General features: G+C 61.6%; 25 protein-coding genes and 3 pseudogenes. 12 read left to right on the top strand and 16 right to left on the bottom strand.

Going from position 1 to position 24,415, the window contains the following annotated elements; translation table 11 throughout:
• Position 1: 1 nt before the first annotated feature.
• On the bottom strand, positions 2-1,450 hold the full coding sequence (locus tag P3T16_RS25690) for a sigma-54 interaction domain-containing protein (RefSeq protein WP_429344414.1): 1,449 nt from the start codon (positions 1,448-1,450) through the stop codon (positions 2-4).
• A 324-nt stretch (positions 1,451-1,774) separates the two neighbouring features.
• On the opposite strand from P3T16_RS25690, the gene P3T16_RS25685 reads away from it, so the two are divergent.
• Positions 1,775-3,175 (top strand): GntP family permease, encoded by a 1,401-nt coding sequence (locus P3T16_RS25685; protein ID WP_429344413.1) that lies wholly within the window; start codon positions 1,775-1,777, stop codon positions 3,173-3,175.
• 36 nt (positions 3,176-3,211) lie between these two features.
• Here P3T16_RS25685 and P3T16_RS25680 read toward each other — a convergent pair whose 3' ends face one another.
• Both P3T16_RS25680 and P3T16_RS25675 read right to left on the bottom strand, forming a co-directional pair.
• The gene (locus tag P3T16_RS25680) at positions 3,212-3,472 is read right to left on the bottom strand and encodes a DUF6723 family protein (protein WP_429344412.1); all 261 of its coding nucleotides are present in this window, start codon (positions 3,470-3,472) and stop codon (positions 3,212-3,214) included.
• A 93-nt stretch (positions 3,473-3,565) separates the two neighbouring features.
• Positions 3,566-3,838 carry a hypothetical protein gene (locus P3T16_RS25675; protein ID WP_429344411.1) on the bottom strand — a complete coding sequence of 91 codons (273 nt, stop codon included), beginning with the start codon at positions 3,836-3,838 and terminating at the stop codon, positions 3,566-3,568.
• A gap of 222 nt (positions 3,839-4,060) precedes the next feature.
• Here P3T16_RS25675 and P3T16_RS25670 point away from each other — a divergent pair, with 222 nt between their 5' ends.
• Entirely contained in the window at positions 4,061-4,264 is a 204-nt protein-coding gene (locus P3T16_RS25670; protein WP_090535384.1) for a cold-shock protein, read from the top strand.
• A 258-nt stretch (positions 4,265-4,522) separates the two neighbouring features.
• Positions 4,523-5,116: a short chain dehydrogenase gene (locus tag P3T16_RS25665; protein WP_429344410.1), complete on the top strand. Its 594-nt coding sequence runs from the start codon at positions 4,523-4,525 to the stop codon at positions 5,114-5,116.
• 61 nt (positions 5,117-5,177) lie between these two features.
• Here P3T16_RS25665 and P3T16_RS25660 read toward each other — a convergent pair whose 3' ends face one another.
• The 3 genes from P3T16_RS25660 to P3T16_RS25650 all read right to left on the bottom strand — a co-directional run bounded on the left by P3T16_RS25660 (position 5,178) and on the right by P3T16_RS25650 (position 7,845).
• Positions 5,178-6,032, bottom strand: a complete 855-nt coding sequence (locus tag P3T16_RS25660; protein ID WP_429344409.1) for a CHAD domain-containing protein — start codon at positions 6,030-6,032, stop codon at positions 5,178-5,180.
• Between the two features lie 422 nt (positions 6,033-6,454).
• Positions 6,455-7,111, bottom strand: a complete 657-nt coding sequence (locus P3T16_RS25655; RefSeq protein WP_429344408.1) for an H-NS histone family protein — start codon at positions 7,109-7,111, stop codon at positions 6,455-6,457.
• A 509-nt stretch (positions 7,112-7,620) separates the two neighbouring features.
• Positions 7,621-7,845 (bottom strand): DUF2866 domain-containing protein, encoded by a 225-nt coding sequence (locus P3T16_RS25650; RefSeq protein ID WP_429254503.1) that lies wholly within the window; start codon positions 7,843-7,845, stop codon positions 7,621-7,623.
• 515 nt (positions 7,846-8,360) lie between these two features.
• On the opposite strand from P3T16_RS25650, the gene P3T16_RS25645 reads away from it, so the two are divergent.
• Both P3T16_RS25645 and P3T16_RS25640 read left to right on the top strand, forming a co-directional pair.
• Complete coding sequence (locus P3T16_RS25645) at positions 8,361-8,672, top strand: hypothetical protein (RefSeq protein WP_429254026.1); 312 nt, start codon at positions 8,361-8,363, stop codon at positions 8,670-8,672.
• A 116-nt stretch (positions 8,673-8,788) separates the two neighbouring features.
• The gene (locus P3T16_RS25640) at positions 8,789-9,061 is read left to right on the top strand and encodes a DUF1488 family protein (RefSeq protein WP_429254025.1); all 273 of its coding nucleotides are present in this window, start codon (positions 8,789-8,791) and stop codon (positions 9,059-9,061) included.
• 54 nt (positions 9,062-9,115) lie between these two features.
• On the opposite strand, the gene P3T16_RS25635 is transcribed toward P3T16_RS25640, so the two are convergent.
• Positions 9,116-10,078: an RDD family protein gene (locus P3T16_RS25635; protein ID WP_429344407.1), complete on the bottom strand. Its 963-nt coding sequence runs from the start codon at positions 10,076-10,078 to the stop codon at positions 9,116-9,118.
• A gap of 163 nt (positions 10,079-10,241) precedes the next feature.
• Positions 10,242-10,856 carry a J domain-containing protein gene (locus P3T16_RS25630; protein ID WP_429344406.1) on the bottom strand — a complete coding sequence of 205 codons (615 nt, stop codon included), beginning with the start codon at positions 10,854-10,856 and terminating at the stop codon, positions 10,242-10,244.
• 313 nt (positions 10,857-11,169) lie between these two features.
• Here P3T16_RS25630 and P3T16_RS25625 point away from each other — a divergent pair, with 313 nt between their 5' ends.
• Both P3T16_RS25625 and P3T16_RS25620 read left to right on the top strand, forming a co-directional pair.
• Positions 11,170-11,544 (top strand): RidA family protein, encoded by a 375-nt coding sequence (locus P3T16_RS25625; RefSeq protein WP_429344454.1) that lies wholly within the window; start codon positions 11,170-11,172, stop codon positions 11,542-11,544.
• Between the two features lie 117 nt (positions 11,545-11,661).
• On the top strand, positions 11,662-11,967 hold the full coding sequence (locus P3T16_RS25620; RefSeq protein ID WP_429344405.1) for a hypothetical protein: 306 nt from the start codon (positions 11,662-11,664) through the stop codon (positions 11,965-11,967).
• A 434-nt stretch (positions 11,968-12,401) separates the two neighbouring features.
• Here the strand turns inward: P3T16_RS25620 and P3T16_RS25615 are convergent.
• A pseudogene (locus tag P3T16_RS25615) lies at positions 12,402-13,445 on the bottom strand (ShlB/FhaC/HecB family hemolysin secretion/activation protein); the annotation flags it as partial.
• Between P3T16_RS25615 and P3T16_RS25610 the strand changes: the two are divergent.
• Positions 13,406-13,585: a SymE family type I addiction module toxin gene (locus P3T16_RS25610; RefSeq protein ID WP_429344404.1), complete on the top strand. Its 180-nt coding sequence runs from the start codon at positions 13,406-13,408 to the stop codon at positions 13,583-13,585. The pseudogene P3T16_RS25615 and the gene P3T16_RS25610 sit on opposite strands and share 40 nt — an antisense overlap.
• Positions 13,586-13,785: 200 nt before the next feature.
• On the opposite strand, the pseudogene P3T16_RS25605 reads toward P3T16_RS25610, so the two are convergent.
• The 4 genes and pseudogenes from P3T16_RS25605 to msrB form a co-directional block, all read right to left on the bottom strand.
• Positions 13,786-14,154: pseudogene (locus P3T16_RS25605) on the bottom strand (polymorphic toxin type 22 domain-containing protein); the annotation flags it as partial.
• A 1,098-nt stretch (positions 14,155-15,252) separates the two neighbouring features.
• Positions 15,253-16,914, bottom strand: a pseudogene (locus tag P3T16_RS25600) (filamentous hemagglutinin N-terminal domain-containing protein); the annotation flags it as partial.
• 661 nt (positions 16,915-17,575) lie between these two features.
• Positions 17,576-18,271, bottom strand: coding sequence for a peptide-methionine (S)-S-oxide reductase MsrA (msrA, locus tag P3T16_RS25595; RefSeq protein ID WP_429344453.1), 696 nt, complete (start codon positions 18,269-18,271; stop codon positions 17,576-17,578).
• A 153-nt stretch (positions 18,272-18,424) separates the two neighbouring features.
• On the bottom strand, positions 18,425-18,940 hold the full coding sequence (msrB, locus tag P3T16_RS25590; protein WP_429254021.1) for a peptide-methionine (R)-S-oxide reductase MsrB: 516 nt from the start codon (positions 18,938-18,940) through the stop codon (positions 18,425-18,427).
• 340 nt (positions 18,941-19,280) lie between these two features.
• Between msrB and P3T16_RS25585 the strand changes: the two genes are divergently transcribed.
• Positions 19,281-19,883, top strand: coding sequence for a cytochrome b (locus tag P3T16_RS25585; RefSeq protein WP_429254020.1), 603 nt, complete (start codon positions 19,281-19,283; stop codon positions 19,881-19,883).
• Positions 19,884-19,918: 35 nt separating this feature from the next.
• Positions 19,919-21,409: a glycosyltransferase family 2 protein gene (locus P3T16_RS25580; RefSeq protein WP_429344452.1), complete on the top strand. Its 1,491-nt coding sequence runs from the start codon at positions 19,919-19,921 to the stop codon at positions 21,407-21,409.
• A gap of 64 nt (positions 21,410-21,473) precedes the next feature.
• On the opposite strand, the gene P3T16_RS25575 is transcribed toward P3T16_RS25580, so the two are convergent.
• Both P3T16_RS25575 and P3T16_RS25570 read right to left on the bottom strand, forming a co-directional pair.
• Entirely contained in the window at positions 21,474-21,770 is a 297-nt protein-coding gene (locus tag P3T16_RS25575; protein ID WP_429344403.1) for a hypothetical protein, read from the bottom strand.
• A 99-nt stretch (positions 21,771-21,869) separates the two neighbouring features.
• Positions 21,870-22,634: a ribonuclease activity regulator RraA gene (locus P3T16_RS25570; RefSeq protein ID WP_429344402.1), complete on the bottom strand. Its 765-nt coding sequence runs from the start codon at positions 22,632-22,634 to the stop codon at positions 21,870-21,872.
• Positions 22,635-22,825: 191 nt separating this feature from the next.
• On the opposite strand from P3T16_RS25570, the gene P3T16_RS25565 reads away from it, so the two are divergent.
• Positions 22,826-23,227, top strand: coding sequence for a DUF302 domain-containing protein (locus P3T16_RS25565; protein ID WP_429344401.1), 402 nt, complete (start codon positions 22,826-22,828; stop codon positions 23,225-23,227).
• A 65-nt stretch (positions 23,228-23,292) separates the two neighbouring features.
• Here the strand turns inward: P3T16_RS25565 and P3T16_RS25560 are convergent, their stop codons facing one another.
• Positions 23,293-23,487, bottom strand: a complete 195-nt coding sequence (locus P3T16_RS25560) for a hypothetical protein (RefSeq protein ID WP_429254016.1) — start codon at positions 23,485-23,487, stop codon at positions 23,293-23,295.
• 40 nt (positions 23,488-23,527) lie between these two features.
• Here P3T16_RS25560 and P3T16_RS25555 point away from each other — a divergent pair, with 40 nt between their 5' ends.
• On the top strand, positions 23,528-24,397 hold the full coding sequence (locus P3T16_RS25555; protein WP_429254015.1) for a transglutaminase family protein: 870 nt from the start codon (positions 23,528-23,530) through the stop codon (positions 24,395-24,397).
• Positions 24,398-24,415: the final 18 nt, after the last annotated feature.

The raw sequence follows: 24,415 nt of genomic DNA, 5'->3' as shown, positions 1-24,415 counted from the left end.
GTCACACCTCGATGTCGTATGCCGCGATCTTCTTGTAGAGCGTCGCGCGTCCCATACCGATTCGCGTCGCGGTTTCCGTCACGCGGCCGCCGCCTGCGCGGAGCGCATCGCTGAGAAAGCGCTTTTCGAACGCGGCCATCGCGTCAGTCCATGTTTGCTGGTCTGCAACCGTCGCATCCCCGCGCGCGGCTACGGCTTCGCGTGGCATGGCAGGCGCCTTCACCGGACCCAGGAACGGCGCGAGCGCGCGGGCGTCGATGCGTTCGCTATCGGACATCATCACCGCGCGCTCCAGCGTGTTGCGCAGTTCGCGCACGTTGCCCGGCCACGCATGCACGCACAACAGACGCAGCGCGTCTTCCTGCAACTCGAAGTGCGCGCCCGGCACGTTCAACGACAGATCCTCGAGTATCGCGTACGCCAGCGCTTCGATATCTGACACGCGTTCGCGCAGCGGCGGCGCGTGGATCGTCAGCACGTTGAGGCGATAGAACAGGTCGGCGCGAAAGCGGCCGGCGGCGACCAGCGCCGGCAATTCCGCCGATGTCGCCGCAATGATCCGCACGTCCGCGCGCACGATCCGGTTCGAGCCGAGCGGCTCGAACTCTTTGTCCTGCAGCACGCGCAGGAGCTTGCCCTGCAGGGGAAGCGGCATGTCGCCGATTTCATCGAGAAAGAGCGTGCCGCCGTCGGCGAGTTCGAACTTGCCCACCCGGCCCTTGCGATCGGCGCCCGTATAGGCGCCCGCCGCCGCGCCGAAGAATTCGATTTCGAGCAATGTATCGGGAATCGCCGCAACGTTGACCGTCACCAGCGGCTTGTTCGCCCGCGACGACGCCCCATGAATCGCATGCGCCAGCAGTTCCTTGCCGGTGCCCGTCTCGCCAAGCAGCAGGACTGGCGACTCGACCAGTGCCGCGCGACGCCCCTGCCGCTTGACTTCGAGGCTCGCCGGGCTCGTGCCGACGAAACTCGCGAACGTATATTTGGCACGCCGCGCCTGCGCGAGCGACTGACGCGTCGCGATCAGTTCCTGCTGGACGCGCGAGTAGTGCGAAAAAAGCGGCGTAAGCGCCTTGAGTTCGTCGAAGAGCGCAAAGCCGACGGCGCCGACGGTCACGCCCGCATCGTCCTTCAGCGGCAGACGGGTGACGACAAGCGGCTCGCGGTCGGTCTCCAGAATATCGAGCAGGATCGGCTTGCCTGTCGTAACGACGTCACGCATCAGGCTGTTGGGAATCACCGCCTCGCAGTCGCGGCCGATCGCCTGCTGCGGATCGGAAAACCCGAAGCGCGCCGCGTAACGTTTGTTGATCCAGACGACGCGCGCGTCGGCGTCGACGATAAACGTCCCTTCGCTGAAGTTCTCGAACGTGCGAAAGAGCGAATCCATCGCCCTTCGTAGTACGTCGCTATAGTTCTCGGGCAGGCCCGCCCAGTCGTTCATCATGGTGTCGCTGTCTCCCATTATCGTTTTATGTTTGCCGCCGTCTCTAATCATGGACAGCTTATCTCAATGGCGAGATCGCCAGCAAGGCCGTCGGTTCTGGCGTGATTGAAGTCGGAGCACCTCAGCGTGCCTCTTTTCGTCTCAAAGTCGAGACTTTATGTACAATCGGTCGCACCGCGCGCTGGACGGAGGGCCGATCACGCGGCCAACACGCCGTCAAATGGCGGGTGGCACAAAAGCTGCGTACGCGAGCGCCGGCTCGCTTCGCTTCCGGTTTGACCGCCGGGCGCGCGTGCGTACAACAAACCAAGCTCTGGAGACTTAATGTCCTTTGTAATCGTCCTCGCCGCCCTGGTGTTTCTGATGTTCGCCGCCTATCGGGGCTACAGCGTGATCCTGGTCGCGCCGATCGCCGCGCTCGGCGCCGTGCTGCTGACCGATCCCGCTGCCGTCGCGCCCGTCTTTTCCGGCATCTTCATGGAAAAGATGGTCGGCTTCGTCAAGCTCTACTTCCCTGTGTTCCTGCTCGGCGCCGTGTTCGGCAAGGTGATCGAGCTATCGGGTTTCTCCGAATCGATCGTCGCAGCGGCGATCCGCTACATCGGCCGCTCGCGGGCGAATGCGGTGATCGTTGCCGTGTGCGCACTGCTCACCTATGGCGGCGTGTCGCTGTTCGTGGTCGTGTTCGCGGTATATCCGTTCGCCGCTGAACTGTATCGCCAGAGCAACATCCCGAAACGCCTGATGCCGGGCGCGATCGCGCTCGGCGCGTTCTCGTTCACGATGGATTCGCTGCCGGGTACGCCGCAGATCCAGAACATCATCCCGACGACGTTCTTCAAGACGACTTCATGGGCCGCGCCGTGGCTGGGCGTTATCGGTTCGGTCTTCATCGTGGTGGTCGGTCTGACGTATCTGGAATGGCGTCGCCGTGCGGCCATGGCGACGGGCGAAGGCTACGGCACCGAGCTTGTGAATGAGCCGGAGCGGGTCGAATCGAAGGCGCTGCCGCATCCGTTGCTGGCTGTCGCGCCGCTGATCCTCGTGGGTGTCGCGAACTTCGCGCTGACGCGCATGATTCCCGAGTGGTACGGCGCAAGCTACACGGTCGCGCCGGAAATCCTGCCGGGCGTGCACGCGCCGGTGACGACGTCGGTGAAAGCTGTGGTTGCGATCTGGTCGGTGGAAGGCGCGCTGCTGCTCGGCATCCTGCTCGTCGTGCTGACGGCGTTCGGCCGCGTGCGTGAACGCTTCGCGACCGGCACGAAGGCGGCGGTCGGTGGCGCGTTGCTCGCTTCGCTGAATACGGCGTCGGAATACGGCTTTGGCGGCGTGATCGCGGCGCTGCCTGGCTTCCTCGTCGTCAGCGACGCGCTGAAGAGCATCCCGAACCCGCTCGTCAATGCGGCTGTGTCGGTGAGTTCGCTGGCGGGGATTACGGGGTCGGCGTCAGGCGGGATGAGTATCGCACTGGCGGCGATGTCGGATCTGTTCATCAAGGGCGCGGAAGCCGCGCACATCCCGATGGAAGTCCTGCACCGCGTGGTCGCGATGGCGAGCGGCGGCATGGACACGCTGCCGCACAACGGCGCGGTGATCACGCTGCTCGCGGTGACCGGCCTCACGCACCGTCAGTCGTATCGTGACATTTTTGCTGTCACCGTCATCAAGACGCTGGCAGTGTTCTTTGTGATCACGGTGTACTACACAACCGGGATTGTCTGATCCCGACCGGCCAGCGGACGCGCAATGCGCCGCTGGCTATAGCTCAGGATGCGCCAGGTCGCCGGCGACAATATGCTCGCCGTGCACCTGGGCCTCCGCCAAAGCTTCATTTTTCGTCGCGAAAGGGCCGAGTTCGGGCGCGCCGTCGAACGGAAACAACACCTTCCCGTCCGTCTTTCGAACCACCCTCAAAACCCCGAAAAACCGCCGATAGCCGGCGAGCTTCGTTGTCGCCAAGACATCGAAATCGTCTTCCGACGTGGCGGGCAGGCTGGGAATAAACTTGAACGTCGACATAACTGGCGTGTGAATTGCAGCGCCAGGCGGCTATGCAGCGCGAAGTTTCGCTCGCTGCGCGCCGCCGGCTGGTGGGACTGGCGTCAGGCGCCGTTACTGCCAGGCTTCCCGCTGCCACGGGCCCCATTCGGCGCCTTCGGTCTTGAATCGCGTGTAGGTCGCGCTGTGGCCGGTCGGATTTTCGGACATATCGCCTTCCGGTTTCACGTCAGTCGTATGAAGCGCGAAGGCCTGATGATCGTCTTTATCGATGGTAACCCGCCCGATGGGATCGGTTCCATTGCCCTGTTTTGACTCCAGAATCACGAAATAAGGGGCGAGTCGACCCCAAAAGGCGGTTAATTCATCTTGCAAGTAATGTGTCATGTAGTTCCTGGAATGTGTGGGTCCAGTTTACCCTGGTAACGTTCTGGCAACGTTTTTCGCCCCCGGGGACGCTTTTTGGGCCGCCCGGATCACGCAAAATTCATGACCCCGTGTACTTGCTGATAGGCGGTTTTCATAAAGGCGTGGTACAACTCTATCTTCGCGTCTGTCGATCGAGAAATACGGCGGGCGCGATGGAACACAACTTTTACTGGATTAAAAATGGCAACTGGTACCGTGAAGTGGTTCAACGATGCGAAGGGTTTCGGATTCATCACGCCGGACGACGGCGGCGAAGATCTGTTCGCACACTTTTCTGAAGTTCAAGGTAGCGGCTTCAAGTCGCTGCAGGAAAATCAGAAGGTTAGCTTCGAAGTGAAGCAAGGACCGAAGGGCAAGCAAGCCGCCAACATCCAGCCGCTGTAAGCAGCTGGACGGGTCGGTTTTGCGACTACGAATGGCCCGCCCTCGCGGGCCATTCGTACTTTGACGACAGCGATCGGGTCGCTGCCGGGCGGTTGTTCGTGCGCTTGTGCGGGCACAACGCCGCAGACATCCCGTCCGCACCGCGCTGACGCCGCGGTGCGTCGACTCACACCACGGTGCTGACCGCTTCTCGACAGCTTACGTGTCCGCGTCATTCGTCCTTGCCCGGGAAGCCTGCTGCTGACGCCCGGAGGACTTATGCGCGTACTGGTTGTCGGTGCTACTGGCCTGATCGGAACACACGTCGTTCGGCTGCTTTCGCCTGAACATGAGGTGATCACCGCAAGCCGAAAAGGGTCGGCAGTCCCTGTGGATCTCTCCGACAAGGCGAGCATCGTCGCGATGTTCGACACCCTTGGAACCGTTGACGCGGTTATCTGCACCGCTGGCGCCGCGAAGTTCGCGCCGTTGAGCGCGCTGTCGGATGCCGATTTCGAATTCAGTCTCGCCAACAAATTGATGGGCCAGGTCAATCTGGTCCGCTGCGCCGCCGCGCACCTCTCGCAAGGTGGGTCCGTCACGTTGACGAGCGGCATACTCGCCCGGCACTCAGTGGAAGGCAGCGCGGCGGTGAGTATCGTCAATGCGGGCGTCGAGGCGTTCTGCCGGTCCGCTGCGCTCGAATTGAAGGGAAAAGCGCGGGTGAACGCGGTCAGTCCCCCATGGGTCGCGGAAACGCTTCAATCGATGGGTCGCAACCCTGCCGATGGAAAGCCTGCGGCAGTCGTGGCGCTCGCGTATAAACGCAGCCTGACTGGAGATATCACCGGGCAGGTGATCGACGTAACGTAGCGCGCCCGCGCTGATCCAGCCTGCGCCATATCGCTTCGCATGACGTACGTTTCGCGTACGTCTACGCGTCGCGCAGCAGTTTCCCCGCAGAGCGCAGGCGACGCTTGCGCTCCTTCTCAAGCCATTGCAAAACGGAATCGCGGGCACCGCTGCCCGCAAACAGATCTGCGTTCTGACCGAGCAGCGCTTCGCTCGCGACTACATCGTTCAACGCGCCAAACCGCTTCTGGAGTTTTTTAAGACGCTTGATCGTCTGGCGATGCTTGTCACGCAATACAGGGCCAAACAGATCCAGCAGATAGCGAAGCTTCTTGCCCGCCTTGCGGACCTCGTGAAAGGACGCGTAATCCGACTGCTTCGCGCGCGCCGCACGCTTCATCCGCTTGCGCAAGGCCTTTTCGGAAGCCGACACCCGACGCTCTGCAAACTTCCTGATCGATACGCGGTCATGCGCGGTGTTCAGCGCTTTTGTCGAACTCGACAGCGTTTCGCGCAGGACGTCCTTCACGTTCGCATTGGAAAGGGTCTCCCGACTCGTTGCAAGCGCCTGCGCGCGCGCGGCCCTTAACTCGCTCGAAGAAGCCGATTCGGCAGCGATCTCGTCGGAAAGCAGCTGAAGCAGGATGTCCCAGTCGCGCGTTTTGCCGGCGGCCGTGGCGAGATACTTGAAGAGCGCGCGTTGACGCGTGTTGCTGTCTTTATCCAGCAATGGGCTGTACGCCCACCAGAGCGAGCGTAACCGTCGCAGCGAAACGCGAAGCTTGTGAAACGATTCGGGATCAGCGTCCTCGCCGAGTTCAGCGGCGAAAGCGATCGCCTCGTCAACCAGAGGCGACGCGAGCGATGAGAATGCGGCCGCGGCGTCTCCCTGTGGTTCAGGTCCCGAGCCCTGCCCGGATGTCTCGTCGCGCTTCATTCGATCCCCCACGGGAACATGGTTTTACGCAGGACGGCAAACCGGATTGCCGACGTGCGCCACTCAGCCTTACTTCAGCATAGACGCATGCGGTCCGCTCAAGAAATCGAAGAATGAATATGGACGACGGGGCGCATATCGGGTGGCGCTGGATGGCCACGTCGCCGAAACGCTGCACGCCTGTGCCGGTTGCAAATGCCGGCATCGAGACGCTCGCACATGACGAACTCGTGCCCCGACATCGATACGTTCGACGCCCTACGCCTGTGTCCCGAGGCGCTCAAGCTTGCAGAGAGCGGGGATGCGTTTCAACACCAATGACGCGGATCGCGCGGACGCGATCAGGACAGGAAGACCGTTTCCTGTCCTGATCGTGTCCGCCGCCGTCGAGACATTTTCACCCAACGACGCGTACCCGAAGCTCAAGCCGCCGAAACAGCACCCGCCGTCGCCGCAATCTTTTTAGCCGCGGTTTTCTTCGCTGCCGTTGCCTTTTTAGCCACGGCCTTTTTAGCCGCCGTCCTTTTGACAGCTGCCTTTTTACCCGCGGCGGTAGCAGTACGCTTCACTGCCGCCTTGACGCCCGCAGCCTTCTTCGCGGTGGCCTTCTTTGCGGCCGTTGTCTTCTTTGCAACGACCTTTTTGGCCGCAGCCTTTTTCGCAACAGCACCGCGCTTGCCAGCGGCCTTCGCTCCGGCAGCAGCAGTCGATACTGCGGAAGCAGCATCGCTCGCTGCATCAATCAGAAACTTCGTGCGGTCTTTGACGTTCTTGATCCAGGCCGGCGGACGTGCGTGACCACTCCACGTAGCGCCGGTTTTCGGATCGCGATACTTCGGCGGAAGTTTGCCCTTTGCAGCGCCAGCAGATTTTGCTTTGCCATTCGCTGCGCGGCCGCTTAAGGCACTTGCCTCGCGTCGTGCTTTCGCTTTTGCCTCAATGTCCGCAGTCGTCAAGCCATGCTTCAGCATCAATTCACGAATCTGGTTCACCGCCACTTGCGCCTTGCGCGCAATGAGGGCATCAGCTTGCGCCTGGAGCTTTTTCAGTCGCGCCTGGATTTGTTCTAGTGTGGCCATCAGAGCCTCCCTTCAGGTTTAGATGGTCGCACTATGCCACGTGCCAGGGCTATATGACAAAAGTTTTGTCAATACTTGACGTTGTTAAAGCGATATTTTCTGCATTCACATTTCGTTTCCCTGGTTTTCGATACTCCCTTTAAAGCCCTTTTTAACCTTTTTAAATCCTTTCGAGCGCTCTTCGCGCGAAGCGCGAGCAGCCGCGAGATGTCGATGCAAAGCGCGATCACGCGCAACAGGTATTAAGGATTGGCATCGGAAACCGTTCTGACAAAGCGCTTGCCGATGTCTCAGGCAACCATTCCGCACCCGCTTGCGTTTTGCAGACGGAGCGAAATTCGTTGCGCCTGAATGCGGCGGCCTTTTACAACTGCTCACTAAACCGAACGGGCACATCCCGCGAATCGCCAGGGGCACTTCGCGGGGCGCGCGTCAGAATGCGATGTAGTAGTGTGTTCAAACGTAGACGGCATGCATGGAAAACCGGTGCCCTTCCCGCTAAAACCGGCCTATCTGTCTTCGGCGAAATGACGAACGCGCCTTCCTGGGACGTGGGCCATGAGGGTCGCGACAATCTCTTCCGCGCTGCTCTCCGCGGGCACCACGCGACGGCACGCGTCTTCTTCCGCATGCGGCGACCACTCGACGAATCGATACGGACGTCCCCAAAGCGGCTGGAAAGGCTCGGAAATCCGGCATGTCCGCGTTGCGAATCCGCGCTCCGCGCTGGACATGGCCCGAAGCTGTTCACGCACATTATCCTGAACCATCGTTGACTCTCCATTGCTGGTTGCACATCGCTTCACTTCGACCTTCCCTGTCTCGCGCGTTGAAAAAGTTGCCGCCGATGAACTGGCGGCTAAACAGGAGGTCGACCCATAGTCGCAGCGAACAATTAAGCGAGCCTTAAAGCCGTGTCTGAAAAGCCAGACGTGCGCGACGGCCCTGGCCCGACATGACGGCCGCCGCGACCCTCGACGGCAACGAGGTTGTGACGTCGGACGGGAACATGTCGGTGTCCACATTACCGCACGCTCATTCGTCTGTAGTAATGCCTGGTTCCTCGCCGGCGACCCGAAACGCGCGCTCAAGATCCCAAATACACCCCATTTCCGTGCGGCCGCTAACGGTCAGATACACCGTTTACTGCTGAAATGACCGGCATGGCCTCCCGCTCGAGCCTGGACGCCCGCCGGACATTCCGGTGAGCCGCTAAACGAAACATACTTACCGGCAAAAGAACCAGAACATGCTTACGACAAAACCATGCACTGCAACGCGGGGCAGCGGCGGTGACGCGATCACCATCGCCTTCTATCCTGATACGGGCTGCCTGCGATTTTCCGATGCTGCGGGCACCTGCCTGCACGAACTTCTTCCGCCGCACTCCTGGTTCGCCGTTTCGTCATTCGCACGAAACGATCAGCTGGGCGCTGCACCAAGCAAGCAACGCCTGGACGTTTTGCTGACTGAATTTACAACCGGCACGCGCTTTACGAACGCGCGTGTCCGTCAGCGTCGCGAACCTGCCTCACTCGCGGGTTTTGCTCGATTCCGATAATGCCGTCTTCCGGTGACGATGCTAAAAAGCTTGTGCGCTGCGCTTCTGTTAAATTAGTCCGGGCGCCACGCGGGGTATGAGGCTCCGCTGGCCAACCGGACGCTGCGAGGTGTGTCATGGAGATTGTGGAGTTCGAACCCAACGTCTCGCCCGATGGACGGGCAGTGGTCTTCGTTCTGTCACTTCGGGGCCGCGACCATGAATGTTCGGTCACGCGCGAGGCGCTGGAGCAGCATTTCTGGCTGCAGCATGATGCAGCCGAAGCGCGAATCCTCAGAACTTTCGAGGACGGCCGCAAGCGCATCTTCGCTGTCGCCGAAAGGAAGCTGCTGGCCAATCCAGGTGGACGCGTCGTCGTCACTGCAAACGACTTCGGCACACGGCGCTAGCCTGCGTCTTTAACCAGAACAATGCGGCAGGCGTTGCGCCTGTCTCCGCGAGGCCTAAAGCTTTTTCACGCCGGGCTCCGCCTGCAACGTCGCCGCGTTTGCGGGTTTCGCACGTGCGGCATCGGGCTGCATTTTCACGGCAGGCGCGAAAGCGCCCGCGCTGCGATGCGTCGCCCGATGGTATGCGGCCGCTGACACGAGCAGCGCAGCAAACACGACTGCCAGTACATAGTGGACCACCGTACACGGCTCGCGCACCACGCGAAACTTGAGGCGCGCATCCCACGCGGTGACGCCATCACGCTTGAGCATCACCGCATTCAGGATCAACAGAAGCGGCTGCGCAACCGGCACACCAAACGCGAATCCGCGCGCCCATACAGAAAAATTCCGTGCAAGGTAACGACTGAACGACGGCGCGGCGCCATTGGTTTCGACAACCCGGATGCCGAGTAATGCCTTGCCGATGCTGTTTCCGCAGGCGGCATACACCAGTGCATCGATGAGAAAGGCAATCGGCAGATAGATCATGCCCAGAAAGCTCATATTCACCATGAGCGTCGAGCGGAATTGCAGCAGATGCCAACCCGTCGCGCTGTTGACGAAACCCACCGCATAGCCGGCGACGAACGTCCATAACAGCAGATCCATGGTTCGCGCCGCGTAGCGTCGCCATACGCCTGTGGCCGCAGGCGCGACCGGCGGCGCCACGGTTACGGTGAACGGTTGAACCGGCTGGGCCGGTTGCGCTTCGCTGGCAGTCACCACGACAAGTGCTGTACTGGTGAGCGGTTCCGCTTTCGCCCTGGCATCGCCGGGTGCAACGGGCAGGTTTTCCTTGCCCAACGCGCTTGCGAACAGCCACACGATGCCCCACAGCACGGCGAGCGGTAACGCGCCGAGGGTCAGCATCGCGTAAAGCGGATTGAGCGTGTGAATGGCAAAACCGCAGGCAAACGCCAGCCAGATTGCCGATGGAACAGCGAGTGTCCTGACCGTCCATGACCGGTATGTCATGTCGCCCCCGTATTCTTCTGGATGGTTTTTCTCAACTCTGTCCGAACTCTACTTCTGTCCATCGGGGTCGTCTACAGACGTGCGTGTGGCATCGCTCAGATCCCCGCAAACAAACGTTTGCGCACCGGAACATCGCGAGCGCAACAAGATGCGCCGCAATCGATCAAAACCGCAATCCGCTCAGGAACTGATACCACAGCGTACCGAGACCGCTTCCATTCGCGTTCCCGTTGGCTTTCGCCTGATGCGCGTCGTCGTCGGTCGCTGCAGGGCTGCGTGAATCATCGGGAGCAGCGGCAACCTCTTCCTCCACGACCGGCGGAGCCTGGCGCGACGCATGCAGCGCCACCGCGCTCGCGGCAATCTGCGCAGCCAGACCGGCCTCGCATTGCTGTCCAATGAGCACGCCGAACACGACGTCGCGATTGTGTCCTTCATCGGCGAAGCGCATCGCCAGCGCGACCATTTCCGCGTACGCCGCTTCTTCCGCTGCGCGCGCGGCCGCGTCGCGTTCAGCCTGCTCCCGCGCTTTGCGCTGCTGATGCGTTTCCCAGACGCGCATCTGTTCGGCGTATACCGCGTCGTAGACCTCGCGTTGGGCCGCGTCGGACAGAATCGCGTACGCGTTCTTCACGTCCTGAAACGCCGCGCGCGCCACGTCTTCGTGTCCTGCATTGCGGTCCGGATGCCAGCGCATCGCCGCCTTCCGGTAAGCCCGCTTGATTTCATCGCCCGTGGCGCTCGCGGGCACGCCGAGCGTGTCATAGAGGGTTGTCATTGCCAGTCCGCCCATCGATCACAGTGCGGATCATCGTAGCATGCGCGAAATGCGCTTCCGTTACAGCAGCCGGCGAGCCTCCGCGCCGTCCGCTGCGCTCACAGGTTATCCCCACATTGTGTTGGCAAGGCTGTGGACAACCTCACCGGATACGTCGCAAGTACATGACGCGAAAAGACTATCGTCCACCGGCGCAAAGTAGGGCGCGTGGTCTGCGCAAACGCTTTTTGGCGGGCTACCTTCTGACGGGACCGCGCGCAGCGCCCGGTCGCTTTAAACGGAGACGACTGTGAGTCACAACATCAAATTCTGGATGGTCCCCGCCGCGCCGACGCCAGTCGGGCCGTTCTGTCACGCAACGGAATCAGACGGCTGGGTTTTCGTCACCGGACAGATGCCCACTTCGCCCGATGACGACCACGCGCCGCTGCCCGAAGGCGTCGTCGAGCAGACAAGGCGCGTGATGGACAACCTCATGCTCGTATTGCAGGGCATGGGACTCGGGCTCGAACACGTGGTATCGGCGCGTATCTTTCTAACCGAATTCAAACGCGATTTCGCGTCGATGAACGAGACGTACCGGGCGTATTTCCCGAACGATGCGTTACCTGCCAGAACATGCATCGGCGTGACGGCGCTCGCGTGCGATGCGCTCGTCGAGATCGATTTCATCGCGAGAAGGCCGTAAGCGCTTCGTAACGACGCGTTACCTTTCTCGCATTGCTGTTTCACCTGTGTCTGACATCGCCTCATAGACTTCGAGCCGTAGTCACTGACAACGCACACGACGTGCAAGGAGAAACAGATGAACAAGAAGATCCTTGGTGCAGTACTGGGTATCGCCGTGCTGGCGGCGTCGTCGGCCGCGTCAGCTCATGTCGATGTCGCGATCGGGCTTGGCATTCCTGGCCCTGCCGTGTACGCGCCCGCACCTGTTTATGTGCAGCCCGCACCGGTCGCGGTCGGCTATGGCTATGGTTATGGCGGTGGCTACGAAGACTGGCGCGCGCGCCAATGGCAGGAGCGCGAATGGCGTGAACGTCAATGGCGTCGCGAAGCATGGCGCGAACACGAATGGCGCGAGCGTCATGGCGGCTGGCGCGGTTATTAAGGCTCTCTGATCCGGCAGCGTGGATTTTCAGACCACGCTCGATGCGTCGCGGGTGGCTTTCAGTGGCCGCCCGCGACGCGCACAGGTTATCCCCACATCTTGTTGAAAAAGCTGTGGACAAATCACACCCTGTGATAAACAGCCCCGTCGCATAAGGCTTTCCGGGCGGCGTGTGGGGGAAATTTCTTTCCCCTCGTGTCCTCAAACATCCATTCCCCACGTTTCCACACACGCTGCGGTGCGGCGAAACCTTCGTCCCCCACAGAAGGACGGTCCTACATATTAGACATGTGTCTCGTTTGAGATTCAAGCTAACGGCGACCCTTAACGCCGATCAACAAGACAAGTGACTTGTCTAAAGTCTATACATGTGAGTTGTCGATGCTGCGGTGCACGTCGAGTGGGCGATGTCCCTCGCGTTCCCCCACGGCATGCTAGAACTGCGCCGTAGCCTGCACTCCCACCGTCACACGCGAAGTCGGGAAGCCGCTGGGTTTGTAAACCGGCGTTCCGACGAACAGGTCATAGGAGATACCGACAAAGCGGGAAGGCAGACCACCGCGGATGCCGATCACTGCACCCGCCAGTTGTGTCCCGGCCAGAAACGCCGTGTTCGGTCCGAACACGCGCCCATAGTCAATTCCCGCATACAGCGCCTGTCCGGTCTGGCCGATGGGCCACTGCAGTTCGTTGCGCCAGTAGAAGCCTTTCTCTGCCGCCAGCATGGTTTCGCCGTCAAAGCCGCGCACCGTGTAACGGCTGCCGATGGTCAGGTCGTCCAGATAGAACAGCGTGTCGTTGGTGAACTGCGCGTGAAAGGTCGTTACATACCGGTAGCTCTGGCTGGCGACGGCAAACGGCACCGACAGGTTCGCGTCGAGCACGGCCATGTGGTAGCGATACGTGGGGCCATCAGGATACGGATCGGGCGTCGCGCCAAGCCCGCCTATGCCCTGGCGGTACGCGAGCGTGCCGTCGAACTGCGACGCGCCAAAGTAGTGCCGGTCGGTCAGGCCAGCTTCGATGAACGTGTTGTTGCGCCGCTGCTGCGGAATGTCGGTGTCGTCAATGAAGCTCTCACCGAAGCGCTTCGAGAGCTGGAGCCCCACGCCAAACACATCACTCTGACTGCGGCTCAGGACACGCGTGAGCCTGAGCGCGGCGGTCTGTGAATTGCCGCTGGACACGAACATCTGGTTCACGCCCGCGATGTTCTGGTAGTAGGTGTTCGTGTTGCCGGACAGTGTGGCCGTCCAGTAACCCCACGGCACAGAATACGAGCCGTTGAACCCGTGTGAGCCGAGCGACTTGTTGCCGAACGACAGGTCCTGGTTTGCGCCGACCGTGAACACGTCGTTCAGACCGAGCGGGTTGTCGATGCCGAGGCTCACGTTGCCCTGCCGCTTGCCGGTCGCATCCGTGCCCGAGTTATCGACGGATGCAACAAAGCTCCAGGGTTTCGCGCGCTTCACCGAAACCCGGCAGGCCCTGGCGAACACCAAGGTTTTTTCCGTGGCTGCGCATCGCCGGCATGTGGCTTGAGCAAGCCGGATTCCCGCCCGGCCAGCGCGTGAGGATCGAGGTGGAGCACGGCAGGCTCGTTATCACGCCGGATTGAATGACTCCACAAACAGCAAACCCGGCCGCAGCCGGGTTTGCTGTTCTGGTCGTATAGATTTAGAAGAAGAACTTCTTTACCAAGAGTAAAGCCAAGATACACAGAACGACTCCAACAAATATTTTATAAGTCGTCTTCTGCTCCGGGGTCATGCGCTTCCATTCTTCGTCAGTTGGCCCTCGCATCTCGATCCTCCATCGTCACTTTTTCTCGTTAAGCGGAGTCGAATGACTCCAAGGCACAATGCCCGCCGTAATCCCTCCGGGCGAGGTAATGCCTAGTTCAATAGCTGTTGAACCGCCATAGGCGTGGGTAACCGCACCCATTAAATTAATTCTACCGAGGGGGATAGAGACGTAAAACTGGTTTCCGTCTCCATTCATGAATGCATTAGTCGACGATGCATTACGCGCCCCCCAAATCCAACCAAACGTGGCTGTAGCACCCGGCGCCCACGATGCGGGCGGGAATGACTGACTAACACTGTATGACGTATAAACTGCACCGTCGTAGAGGTTGACCGCACCGCCCACTGCGCCTGACAGGCTACCCGCACCGACAGTGGCGTAATTTGGCGACAGAGTTGCCACCAACGGCGTCTCGCCCACCGCTTTTGCCATATCAGCTTGAGCTTGCATGACCTGCTTCAACTGGGCATCGGTGCATGAATTACCTGCACCACAATACCTGCTCACCAGATCGATTCTGAATGCATCGGCTGGATCACTCCGTTTGCCGATCGCATTGCTGTCATCGCAGTGAGCGCCGTTGCACGAGGTGCTACGGTTGTACAGATCCTCGTTCGCCCCCGCAAATGCCCCGGAATTTCCGCCCACGAGTGCGCCCGCACTTCCGGCCAGCACATTGGCCAGGATATTGCCCAGCATGCGATTCGCGTCGGCGTCGCCAGTTGGGTTTGCATCGTAAACCGCATTGCTGATGCCGTTCAGGTTCCCCGCCAGTACCGCCGCCGTCGCCGCGCCCGCAGCACCGCCCAATGCATTGCCGCCGCCGAGCCCGGCCGCCAGCGCACCGCCCGCCGTGTGCATCGCCACGCGCGCACTGCCACCCTCAGACCACGCCGCAATGCCCGCCTGGTCGCCCGCATCCCGAGCCTCCTGCAGACGCAGGTCCGCATAGTTACCGATCTGCGTCGCCACTGCCTGACCGGCCGCGCTCGCCGCACCCATCATGTCGGCCTGCCGCTCCAGCAGGTTGTCCACGTCCGGCGTTTTCGCGACCGTCCCGTTCGTGTCCGACGTGCCACGATTCAGGCTCGCAACGTCCTGCGTCTGATGGTCAGTGTCAGTGATATTGATCGCGCCAGCGCTCACGCCGCTGCGTGTCGTCGCACTGTCGTTGCCACTGTCATGCTGGCCAAGAGACGGCGTGATGCCGCCCGAGTTCGGCACCGAGGCCGGGCCTACCGCCTTGTCCGGCAAACCCATCGACGCACCGGCTGAGATCCCGCTGCTTTTCGCATCGTAGCTCGAGCTGTTCTCGAAATCGCTAAAGGTTAGCGTGCCCGTCGTCAGACTGTTTTTATCCGGCGTGGCCGTACTGGCAATGGTTGCCCCTTTGAGGTCGGTATTGCCCTTGACGTTGACGTTGAAACCGCCATCGCCCGCATTGATCAGCGATCCGGCATGGATCGTTTCGTTCGCGCCCGCGCCAATTTGGCCGCCGTTGTTGTTCAACGTGCCGCTGGCAAGGCTCAGGTCCGTGTTCGAAAGCAGCCTGCCGTTCGTGTTGTCCAGCGCGCCACCGACCGTTGCCGTGAGCCCGTTCTGGCCGATGACCGACCCAGCCGTGTTATCAAGCGTCCCGGCCTGAAGCGTGGCCTGGCCGTTACTGACAATCGTGCCGCCGACGTTCGTGAGCGTCCCGGAGGCGCGCGTGTCCAGCGCGCCGCCTGCCGTCACCGTTGCGCCCGACAGGTTCAGGTCGCCGCCGCTGGCCGTGAGTGCCAGCGCACCGTTAGCGGAGGTACTGCTTCCGGCGAGATTGACCGACGCCCCGTTCAGCGTCGCATTGCCACCCGCCGCATTACCACCGGTCGCGGTCAGTGTGGTGCCAGCCGTCACGGACAGGTCGCCGGACTGCGCGAGGCTGCCGTCGCCGTTTACGCCCGCGCCGAGCGTGCCAGTCGAGGCCACGCTGGCCGCATTGACGGCGGCGTTCTGCTGCGCGGCCAGCACGCCACTGTTCGTAAGCGCGCCAGACGTGTTCGCCGTCACGCTCTGCTGCGCGTAGGTTGTCCCGCTGTTGTCGATGCCGCCTGCTGCGGAGAGCGCCATGTTGCCGCTCGCGTTGGTCTGTCCGGCTAGCGTCAGCAGGCCGTTGGTGCTCAGTACGAGATCGCCCGCCTGCGCCGCGAGAACACCTTTATTTGAGACACCAACGCCATTCTCCGTGCCGACAAGAACGATCCTGTTCGCGTACATACCGCCGAGCTGGCTCACGTCGATGGACACACCGGGTGCCGGACCATTACCCGCGACAGGTGTTGCATTGAGCGTGTCATGGCTGATGCTGTTCGCACCGGTCACGACATTCAGGTTCTTCGCATAGATTGCGGCGTTTGCCTGTACCGCGCGCGCGAGCAGGTCAACCTGACCGGTGTCGCCTGCATTCAGCCCCGCGCCCTGGATGCTGATATTGCCTCCGGTTACGTTAAAGCCCGACAGCGAGCCGTCCGGTGCGAAGTTCGGCGTGCCCGTGGTCAGGATCGCGCGCGACGTGTTGATGAAACCGCCACCATTGACCGAAATGCCCGAGCCGTTCGCGATGACGACCTCAGCGCGCTGGCCCGCAACTTCCAGATGCCCGTTGATCTGGCTTGCCGCGCTGCTGTTGACCTGGTTGACGATGACGCGCGCCGGCTGACCGGGGCCGAAGTGCGGATTGCCGTTGATCATGCCCGCCTGCTGCGTCTGCACGATCACCGGCGAGTTGTTCAGGATCGCGCCTTTCGGCTGCACGTCGAACTGGCCGTAGGTGTTCATCGAAACGCCAGCGCCGGAAGGCCGGTTGATGTTCACCTGATCCAGCCCGTTCTGTGTCTGGATGACGGACGGTGCATGCGCGCCACCTGGAACGATCTGGGCGCCCGACAGCGAGGGCAGCGCGCCGAGCAGCGCAAGTGCGGCCAGCGCGATCTGTCTCAGTGTGAATAGCGTGGCGTGAATCGAAAAAATCACACCCTGTGATTTTCTGCTGCGTACCGGGGTCTCTCCCACCTGCTTGCCGGTTGCCGCGACGGTTTCCTCGACGGCGACAAGCATGTTTCTCAGCTGGCTGAATACCAGCCTGTATGTCTTCCGGTTCATTCTTCTGCTTCGTACTACGGACTATTAACCGCCCGTAAACTAGCGGAAATCAAGCTAACGATTTGTCAACAATTCGCAAAATTCGCAGTGCCGCAACGTTTTTATCAAATCGTACTTTTCCTATAGGGGATCAACGGGATATCGCGTTACCGGAGCGGGCAAAAAAAATCCCGCACCAGGCGGGCGGAACAGCCAGATCAAATGGGGAGTGTCAACGCAGGCTGGGGATAGAAGCGTCCAGAGTCCTACTTTGCTCTGCGTCAGCGCCTGCTACACAGGCGGACCTTGATGCGCAGATCGGACCCTGCATTCGGCACATCGTTGCGGGACACATCCGGTGTCTGTGTGTCGCTGGCACCGGCCGCCGGGAACGCTACATAAGCTGTATCCCTGACCCGCCACGGTTATCCACAGTTTCTGTTGACAGGGCTGTTGATAAGCCAGGGGCGAACGCGTCAAGTGCCTGAGCGGAAAAGGATTGCGACTGGCGGATCAGGATCGTGCAGCGCGATCCCCGCTGGCATCCATCGCGTGGTGCGAAGCTCACGCGCTTCGCTTATCCACAGATAATGTTGAAAAGGCTGTGGACAACCTGCGCACACCCCTCTCAAGTCTCTGACGCGCAACGACTATCCCCCTGCGGCGTCGCCGCAGGCAAGGTTCACTTTGACGCCGCCGTCGTAACGAGCACCGGCTTGTCGCGATAGAGCGTCGGGAACAGCCGCTTCAGGTTCTCGACCTTCGGCAGATCGTTGATGGCGATATACATCGAGTCCGGGTGCAGCGTCAGATAGTTCTGGTGATAGCCCTCGGCCGGATAGAACGCCTTCAGCGGATCGGTCTTCGTCACGATCGGCGAGGGAAATGCATGCGACTTGTCGAGCTGCGCAATATAGCTTTGCGCGATCTGCTTCTGCATGTCGTTGGCCGGAAAGATCGCCGACCGGTACTGCGTGCCCACATCCGGACCCTGGCGGTTGAGTTCAGTCGGATCGTGCGCGACCGAAAAGTAGATCTGCAACAGACGGCCGTACGTGATCTGCGACGGATCGTAAGTGATCTGCACCGATTCCGCATGGCCAGTCCGCCCTGTGCTGACCGTTTCGTATTCCGCCGTATCCCGCTGGCCGCCCGAATAGCCGGAGACGACGTTCGTCACACCACGCACGTGCTGGAACACGCCCTGCACGCCCCAGAAGCAGCCACCGGCGAGCACCGCCGTTTCCGTGTGCGCGCCAGTCGCGGGTTCGTCGACGGCGGGCGGTGCAATCGCGACAGCCGCTTCCGCAGAAAACGCCGTGCGCTGCGTCACGACAAGCGCGCCGCCACACAGGCCGAGCGTAATCGCGATGGCCATCGCCCGCGCGCGCGTCGACCGTTTGAAAGTCTGAGTCAGCAACTTCATGATCCACGTCCTCGTTCAGCGCGCCGTTTTGGCATCATGCCCGGCCGGCGCAGGACCGTTGCTCGCGGATAACCGCGTGAAAACCGAAACCAGCACAACGCAGCGTCAAACCGCCTTCGGCGTAAACGTCATCGCCAGGCCGTTCATGCAATAGCGCAGACCAGTCGGCTGCGGGCCGTCATCGAAGACGTGGCCGAGATGGCCGCCACAGCGTCGACAATGCACCTCGTTGCGCGTCATGCCGAACGACGTATCGGTCTGCGTCGCGACGGCGCCATCGAGCGGCTTCCAGAAACTCGGCCAGCCGGTGTGGCTGTCGAATTTTGTTTTCGACGAAAAAAGGTCCAGCTTGCAACCCGCGCAGGCGAAGATGCCCGGGCGATGTTCGCTGTTGAGCGGGCTGCTGTAGGGGCGCTCCGTCCCTTCCTCACGCAGCACGTTGTACTGCGCGTCGGTGAGCAGCTTGTGCCACTCGGCGTCCGTATGACTGACTTCGAATGGCGTGCCGGTCGCCGCCTGTGCCTGCGCCGGTGCGGCGCCGAACAGGCGCCACGCGGCCGTTCCGCCAGCGAGCGTCGTGGCGCCGAACACCTTAAGGAAAATCCGTTTCGAGCGTTTCATGATATTCATCCGAATAATGTCTCCGGCTCTGATGCCAGGGCCACGGCGCGTGAGGTGCGTTGAGGATCTGCACGTTTGCCTGCGGGATCCGTCAAACGCTTTTGCGCGTTCGCAAGCATGAGTCGCGCGACACGCCGATAAATGACAGTACGCCTGCACTGTTTACACATCCAGTGCTGGTTTATTCCGTGAAATATCCGGAAATGTCCGAAATGGTGCATCCGGAATAAAGTGCGCGTTAGAGGCGTTTGACTTGGGGACAGCGGCACGGTCAAGAGCGGGATACACTTCCACCCCATTTCGAACAGCTTTCATCGCACCCTTTCAAACAACATCACCGATGAACACACAGGCCACTCCTTCACGCGCCGAACCGTCCGACGCGTCGACGCCCTCCCAGTACTCCCGCACCGCGATGCTGCTGCACTGGATCATCGCAGTGCTGATTCTCATCAACGTCGCCCTCGGGCTGAGCGCGGATTCGCTCCCGGACAACTGGGTGCGCCCCGTCATCGACACACACAAGTCGATCGGCATTACGGTGCTTGGCCTCGCGTTGCTGCGCATTCTGTGGCGCGCTTCGCACCGGCCGCCGCCGCTGCCACGCAGCTTCCCGAACTGGGAACGCGGCGCGGCGCATGTTGCCCACTTCGTGCTCTATCTGTTGATGATCGGCCTGCCGCTGTCAGGCTGGATGCACGACTCGGCGTGGAAAGATGCGGCGACGCATCCGATGAGCCTCTTCGGCACCGTACCGTGGCCGCGCATCGGGCTCATCATGAACCTCGATCCTGCCGTGAAAGAACCGCTGCACGACACATTCGGCGCGCTGCATACGTGGCTGGGCTATGCGCTCTATGCACTGCTCGCGATGCATATTGGCGGCGCGCTGAAACACGAGTGGATCGATCGCAAATCGGTATTGAAGCGGATGGTGCCGTGACCCCGGACGTCGATCTTCCTGTCGAGACCGCGCCCGTGAATTCCGCCGACGCGGCGCGCAAGGCAAAGGCATCGCTGGAAAATGCGCTCGCGCTCGCGTCGCCGCGCATCCTGCCGCGTCCCGCGACGATGCTGGGCGTGCTGATTCATTGCAGCGTCGTAGCGTTGTGGCTCGTGCTGTTTGCGCGCGCGTTTTTTCTGCATGGCGTCGTCGCGTGGTCGACCGGCATCGCGTATGTCGTCTACGACACGTTGCTGCTCGCGTTCGTCACGCTCAAAACCTTGCCGCTGATCCGGCCCGTGCAACCGCCCGCTGCATCGGCATCAACACGCGCGCGGGAAACCGCGATGCCCGAAATGGGCGTCATCGTCGCGTCGCATAACGAGGCCGCCGTACTGCCCGTCACGCTCGCCGCGCTGTTGCAGCAGATGCACGGCCCGGCGCAGATCGTGATCGCCGACGACGGTTCCACCGACGGCACGCGCGACCTGCTCACGCGCCGCTTCGGCTTGACCGCGCCTGCCGATGGCGAACTGAGCGCGCCGAGCACGCTGTATCCGAATCTCTACTGGCTGCGCGTGCCACACGGCGGCAAGGCGCGCGCGCTGAACGCCGCGATCACCGTGATGACAACCGAAACGGTCATGACCGTCGACGCCGACACGCTGCTCGCCGACGACGCCACGTTTGCGATGCGCGCCGCCTTCGCCGCGAGCCCGGATCTGGTGGCGGCCGCCGGCATTCTCACGCCGGTCTGCAGCAAGACGGTCGCGGGCCGGCTCTTCCAGTTTTTCCAGACGTACGAGTACATGCGCAATTTCATCGCGCGTTTTGCGTGGATGCGCGCGGACAGCCTTCTGCTGATCTCAGGCGCGTTCGCGTCGTTTCGCCGTGACGCGCTGATCGCGGTCGGCGGCTTCGATCCGCAGTGTCTGGTGGAAGACTACGAGCTGATTCATCGTCTGCGCCGTTACTCGGTGGATCACGGTTTGCCCTGGGACGTGAGCGTGGTTGGAAATGCGCACGCGCGCACGGACGCGCCCGGTACGCTGGCGAGCTTCCTTCGCCAGCGACGCCGCTGGTTCGCGGGCTTTCTGCAGACGCAATACTGGAATCGTGACATGACCGGCAATCCGCGTTACGGCACGCTCGGCATGCTGATGCTGCCCGTCAAGGCGATCGATACGATGCAGCCGATCTATGGGCTGACCGCGTTCGCGCTGCTGCTCGGTTTTGTATTCGGCGGACACGGCGCGATTGTGATTTCGATCTTCGGCGTAATAGGCCTGAAAACCGCAATCGATCTGGCGTTCTATCTGTGGTGCGTGCATCTGTACCGTCGCTGGACGGGTAATCGCGCAGGCTCGAGCCTGTGGATGGCGATGGCCGCCGCGATCGCCGAGCCGTTCACGTTCCAGCTGATCCGTCATGGCGGCGCGGCACTCGGCTGGCTGCATTTTCTGCGCGGCGGACGATCATGGGGCAAGCAGCGCCGCTCGGGGCTCGTGGCGCCGGACGAGCATTAACGCGTGCGCGCCTGGCGGCGGAAGCTGGCAGGCGCGCACACGCTCAGGGCAAACGCGAAGCGGGTTAATGCTTCTGCTGATGCACCTCGCCGCCCACGCCAGGGAAAAACGCATTCCAGGCTGCACGGACGCCTTCGGCTGCGGCGACTTCGGCGTCGATGGTTTCGGTTTCATCTGATCCGGCTGGATCGGAAGACAGGCCACGCCAGTGTGTAAAAACGAGCATCGGTTTCTCAGTCCATTCACCCTCGCCGAACTTCGCGAAGGCCGTGTCTCCGTTCACGAGGCGCACCTCGTACCACCCATCGCGGACGGGAGCATGCCGGTCTAGCGGGAACCACGCAGTTGATTCGATTTCCATAGTGACCTCGTTGATCCACGGAATGTGACCATAGTCAGAGGCATTCTTCGTGCCTGGTTGCTGTGGTCGAATCGACTGGCTGCGCGTGCGCGCGATGCGTCAGTCCGCGGGTCCCATCTTCGGCACGTCCTCGTTGCGATCCGCACGCCACTGCCTGTAAGCGGCAAGCGTCTCTTCATTCGGCGGATAGGTGCCGCGCAGCGGCGCGCCCGCTTCGATGCGCTCCGTGATGAACTGCTCCATCAGTTCCTGCTCGGCCGCGGCGTGTGCGACTTCTTCAGCAAGATGACGCGGCACGATCACGACGCCGTCCGCGTCGCCAACGACGATGTCGCCCGGATACACCGCCACGCCGCCGCAACCAATCGGCACGTTCACATCGACCGCGTGATGCTTCGCGAGATTCAGCGGCGCGCTCGCGCCCGCGCAGAAGAGCGGCAGGCCGAGCGCCGCGATCGTCGCGCTGTCACGGATCGGGCCATCCGACACCATACCGGCGACGCCGCGCATTTTGAGGCGCGTCGCGAGAATCGAGCCGACCGATGCAACGGTCCGTTCGCCACGGCAGTCCTGCACGAGCACGCTGCCAGGCGGCGCGGTTTCGATCGCCTTGCGCTGCGGGTGGTCCGGATCCTGAAAGATGCCGACGTGATCGATGTCCTCGCGCGCCGGAATATTGCGCAGCGTAAAAGCAGGACCAACGAGATTCGGCGCGCCCAAAGCGGGCTTCACGAGCGGCACGATGCCCTGAACGAACACGTTGCGCAGGCCGTGCTTGAAGAGTTGCGTGGTAAGCGTGGCGGTGCTGACGTGGCGAAGTTTTTCGAGGGCTGCTTCGCTGACGGCAAGTTCGGTCGAAGTCATCGGGTGGATTCCGTAGTGGGTGTGAAGCAGGCTGGCTATGACGCGAGCCGGTCGATGGTATCGCCACCGCCCTGGAGCGCCCGCCAGGGATTACGCGTACAGCTCGCCTGCCATTAATTCCGGGGCACAGTATGCTGGCGGCAGGCCATTGCGATCCCCGCAAACAGGCCCATATATAGAGGAGCACTGCTATGGCCACTTTTTCCGCTCCGGCCGCTGTGGTCACGCTGCAAAGCCGCTTCGATTTCGATCGAACCGCGGAGCTTGTCACTCAGGCGTTGACGTCACGCGGCATGACGATTTTCGCCGACATCGATCAGGCCGCCGCAGCGGCAAAGGCGGGGACGACATTGCGCCCAACCCGGCTGATTCTCTTCGGCAATCCAAAGGGCGGTACGCCTGTCATGCAGGCCAACCCGCACGCCGCGCTCGAATTGCCGCTGAAGATCGTGATCTGGCAGGACGCGCAGGAGCCGGTGTGCGTCGATTACCTCGATCCGGGCGCGTTGCTGGCAGAGCGATATGGCGTCGATCCCGCGCTCACAGGTGCATTCCGGCAGGTCGCGCAGCTACTGGAGCAGACCGTGCAGTAACAACTACCGTTACGGACAACGCCTGACCCATCAACGCGGCCGCCCGACGCAGAAAACATCTGACGTCAGGAAATATGGCGCGTGTATGCTGAAGGCGGAATGCTTTCCGCCGGGCGGGTCGCATAGCGACGAAGCGCGCCGGGAAGCACGAAGTGGCTCACGAGAAGCAGGCCACGGTCGTCGCCCCAGTTCGTGCTGTCGCGGCAGGTTTTCACGGGCGACAACATGGCGATCGTTTCGGTCCCGGCAACTTCAGTCATTCCGGTGGCTCCTGCAATCACGGCTGATTGGTGAAGCGGCATGAATGAGCCGCAACGCATGACTGTGCGACACAGCAGCGTCTACCGTTATTCGGAGCCGGTGAGTTTTGGCGAGCACCGAATGATGTTCCGGCCGCGCGCGAGTCACGACCTGCGTCTGCTGACGATGCAGCTTGTCATCACGCCCACGCCCGCGCGTCTGCACTGGCTGCACGATGTCTTCGACAACTCGGTCGCCGTGGCCACGTTCTCGGGCAAGGCGACAGAACTGCTCTTCAGAAGCGAGGTCACGCTCGAACACTACGAAGCGCCGCTGCCCGACTACTCGCTCGAACCGTATGCCGCGACTTGGCCGTTCGCGTACACGAACGAGGAAGCGACGGACCTCGTGAATGCGCGCAGCCGCCAGCATCCTGACGAAGAAGTGGACACGTGGGCGCGCGCCTTCATCTCGCCGGACGGAAAGACCGGCACGATGGCCCTCTTGCGCGCGATGACGCGGGAGATCAAAACCAGCTTTTTCTACGTACGACGCACCGAAAAGGGCGTCAACCGTCCGGCCGATACGTTGCGCCACCGCAGCGGCAGCTGTCGCGATTTCGCGGTTTTGATGATGGATGCCGTGCGCTCGCTCGGGCTCGCTGCGCGGTTCGTCAGCGGCTACATCTTCGTGCCCGATCACGACGCGACGCAGGGCGGTGGCTCGACGCACGCGTGGCTGCAGATCTATCTGCCGGGGGCCGGCTGGATCGATTTCGATCCGACCAACAGCATCATCGGCAACCGGCATCTGATCCGCGTGGCGGTTGCGTGGAATTACTACCAGGCGCTGCCGTTGTGGGGCACATGGCATGGCGCCATGCATTCATTCCGAAGTCTCGATGTCGAAGTGAGCGTCACCGAAGACTGACCGCTCCGCTCCAATCGC

The organism is Paraburkholderia sp. GAS42, assembly GCF_050436565.1.
In the GTDB taxonomy this organism is placed as follows: Bacteria; Pseudomonadota; Gammaproteobacteria; order Burkholderiales; family Burkholderiaceae; genus Paraburkholderia.
The sequence above is the reverse complement of the archived record's forward strand: the minus strand, read 5'-3'. Positions and strand labels throughout refer to the sequence as shown.

What these genes read in the sequence shown, in the direction of transcription:
- P3T16_RS25690 (WP_429344414.1), bottom strand. Translation starts at nt 1,450, where the DNA reads ATGATGAACGACTGGGCGGGCCTGCCCGAGAACTATAGCGACGTACTA.
- P3T16_RS25685 (WP_429344413.1), top strand. Translation starts at nt 1,775, where the DNA reads ATGTCCTTTGTAATCGTCCTCGCCGCCCTGGTGTTTCTGATGTTCGCC.
- P3T16_RS25680 (WP_429344412.1), bottom strand. Translation starts at nt 3,472, where the DNA reads ATGTCGACGTTCAAGTTTATTCCCAGCCTGCCCGCCACGTCGGAAGAC.
- P3T16_RS25675 (WP_429344411.1), bottom strand. Translation starts at nt 3,838, where the DNA reads ATGACACATTACTTGCAAGATGAATTAACCGCCTTTTGGGGTCGACTC.
- P3T16_RS25670 (WP_090535384.1), top strand. Translation starts at nt 4,061, where the DNA reads ATGGCAACTGGTACCGTGAAGTGGTTCAACGATGCGAAGGGTTTCGGA.
- P3T16_RS25665 (WP_429344410.1), top strand. Translation starts at nt 4,523, where the DNA reads ATGCGCGTACTGGTTGTCGGTGCTACTGGCCTGATCGGAACACACGTC.
- P3T16_RS25660 (WP_429344409.1), bottom strand. Translation starts at nt 6,032, where the DNA reads ATGAAGCGCGACGAGACATCCGGGCAGGGCTCGGGACCTGAACCACAG.
- P3T16_RS25655 (WP_429344408.1), bottom strand. Translation starts at nt 7,111, where the DNA reads ATGGCCACACTAGAACAAATCCAGGCGCGACTGAAAAAGCTCCAGGCG.
- P3T16_RS25650 (WP_429254503.1), bottom strand. Translation starts at nt 7,845, where the DNA reads ATGTCCAGCGCGGAGCGCGGATTCGCAACGCGGACATGCCGGATTTCC.
- P3T16_RS25645 (WP_429254026.1), top strand. Translation starts at nt 8,361, where the DNA reads ATGCTTACGACAAAACCATGCACTGCAACGCGGGGCAGCGGCGGTGAC.
- P3T16_RS25640 (WP_429254025.1), top strand. Translation starts at nt 8,789, where the DNA reads ATGGAGATTGTGGAGTTCGAACCCAACGTCTCGCCCGATGGACGGGCA.
- P3T16_RS25635 (WP_429344407.1), bottom strand. Translation starts at nt 10,078, where the DNA reads ATGACATACCGGTCATGGACGGTCAGGACACTCGCTGTTCCATCGGCA.
- P3T16_RS25630 (WP_429344406.1), bottom strand. Translation starts at nt 10,856, where the DNA reads ATGACAACCCTCTATGACACGCTCGGCGTGCCCGCGAGCGCCACGGGC.
- P3T16_RS25625 (WP_429344454.1), top strand. Translation starts at nt 11,170, where the DNA reads ATGGTCCCCGCCGCGCCGACGCCAGTCGGGCCGTTCTGTCACGCAACG.
- P3T16_RS25620 (WP_429344405.1), top strand. Translation starts at nt 11,662, where the DNA reads ATGAACAAGAAGATCCTTGGTGCAGTACTGGGTATCGCCGTGCTGGCG.
- P3T16_RS25610 (WP_429344404.1), top strand. Translation starts at nt 13,406, where the DNA reads ATGCAACAAAGCTCCAGGGTTTCGCGCGCTTCACCGAAACCCGGCAGG.
- msrA (WP_429344453.1), bottom strand. Translation starts at nt 18,271, where the DNA reads ATGGCCATCGCGATTACGCTCGGCCTGTGTGGCGGCGCGCTTGTCGTG.
- msrB (WP_429254021.1), bottom strand. Translation starts at nt 18,940, where the DNA reads ATGAAACGCTCGAAACGGATTTTCCTTAAGGTGTTCGGCGCCACGACG.
- P3T16_RS25585 (WP_429254020.1), top strand. Translation starts at nt 19,281, where the DNA reads ATGAACACACAGGCCACTCCTTCACGCGCCGAACCGTCCGACGCGTCG.
- P3T16_RS25575 (WP_429344403.1), bottom strand. Translation starts at nt 21,770, where the DNA reads ATGGAAATCGAATCAACTGCGTGGTTCCCGCTAGACCGGCATGCTCCC.
- P3T16_RS25570 (WP_429344402.1), bottom strand. Translation starts at nt 22,634, where the DNA reads ATGACTTCGACCGAACTTGCCGTCAGCGAAGCAGCCCTCGAAAAACTT.
- P3T16_RS25565 (WP_429344401.1), top strand. Translation starts at nt 22,826, where the DNA reads ATGGCCACTTTTTCCGCTCCGGCCGCTGTGGTCACGCTGCAAAGCCGC.
- P3T16_RS25560 (WP_429254016.1), bottom strand. Translation starts at nt 23,487, where the DNA reads ATGACTGAAGTTGCCGGGACCGAAACGATCGCCATGTTGTCGCCCGTG.
- P3T16_RS25555 (WP_429254015.1), top strand. Translation starts at nt 23,528, where the DNA reads ATGAATGAGCCGCAACGCATGACTGTGCGACACAGCAGCGTCTACCGT.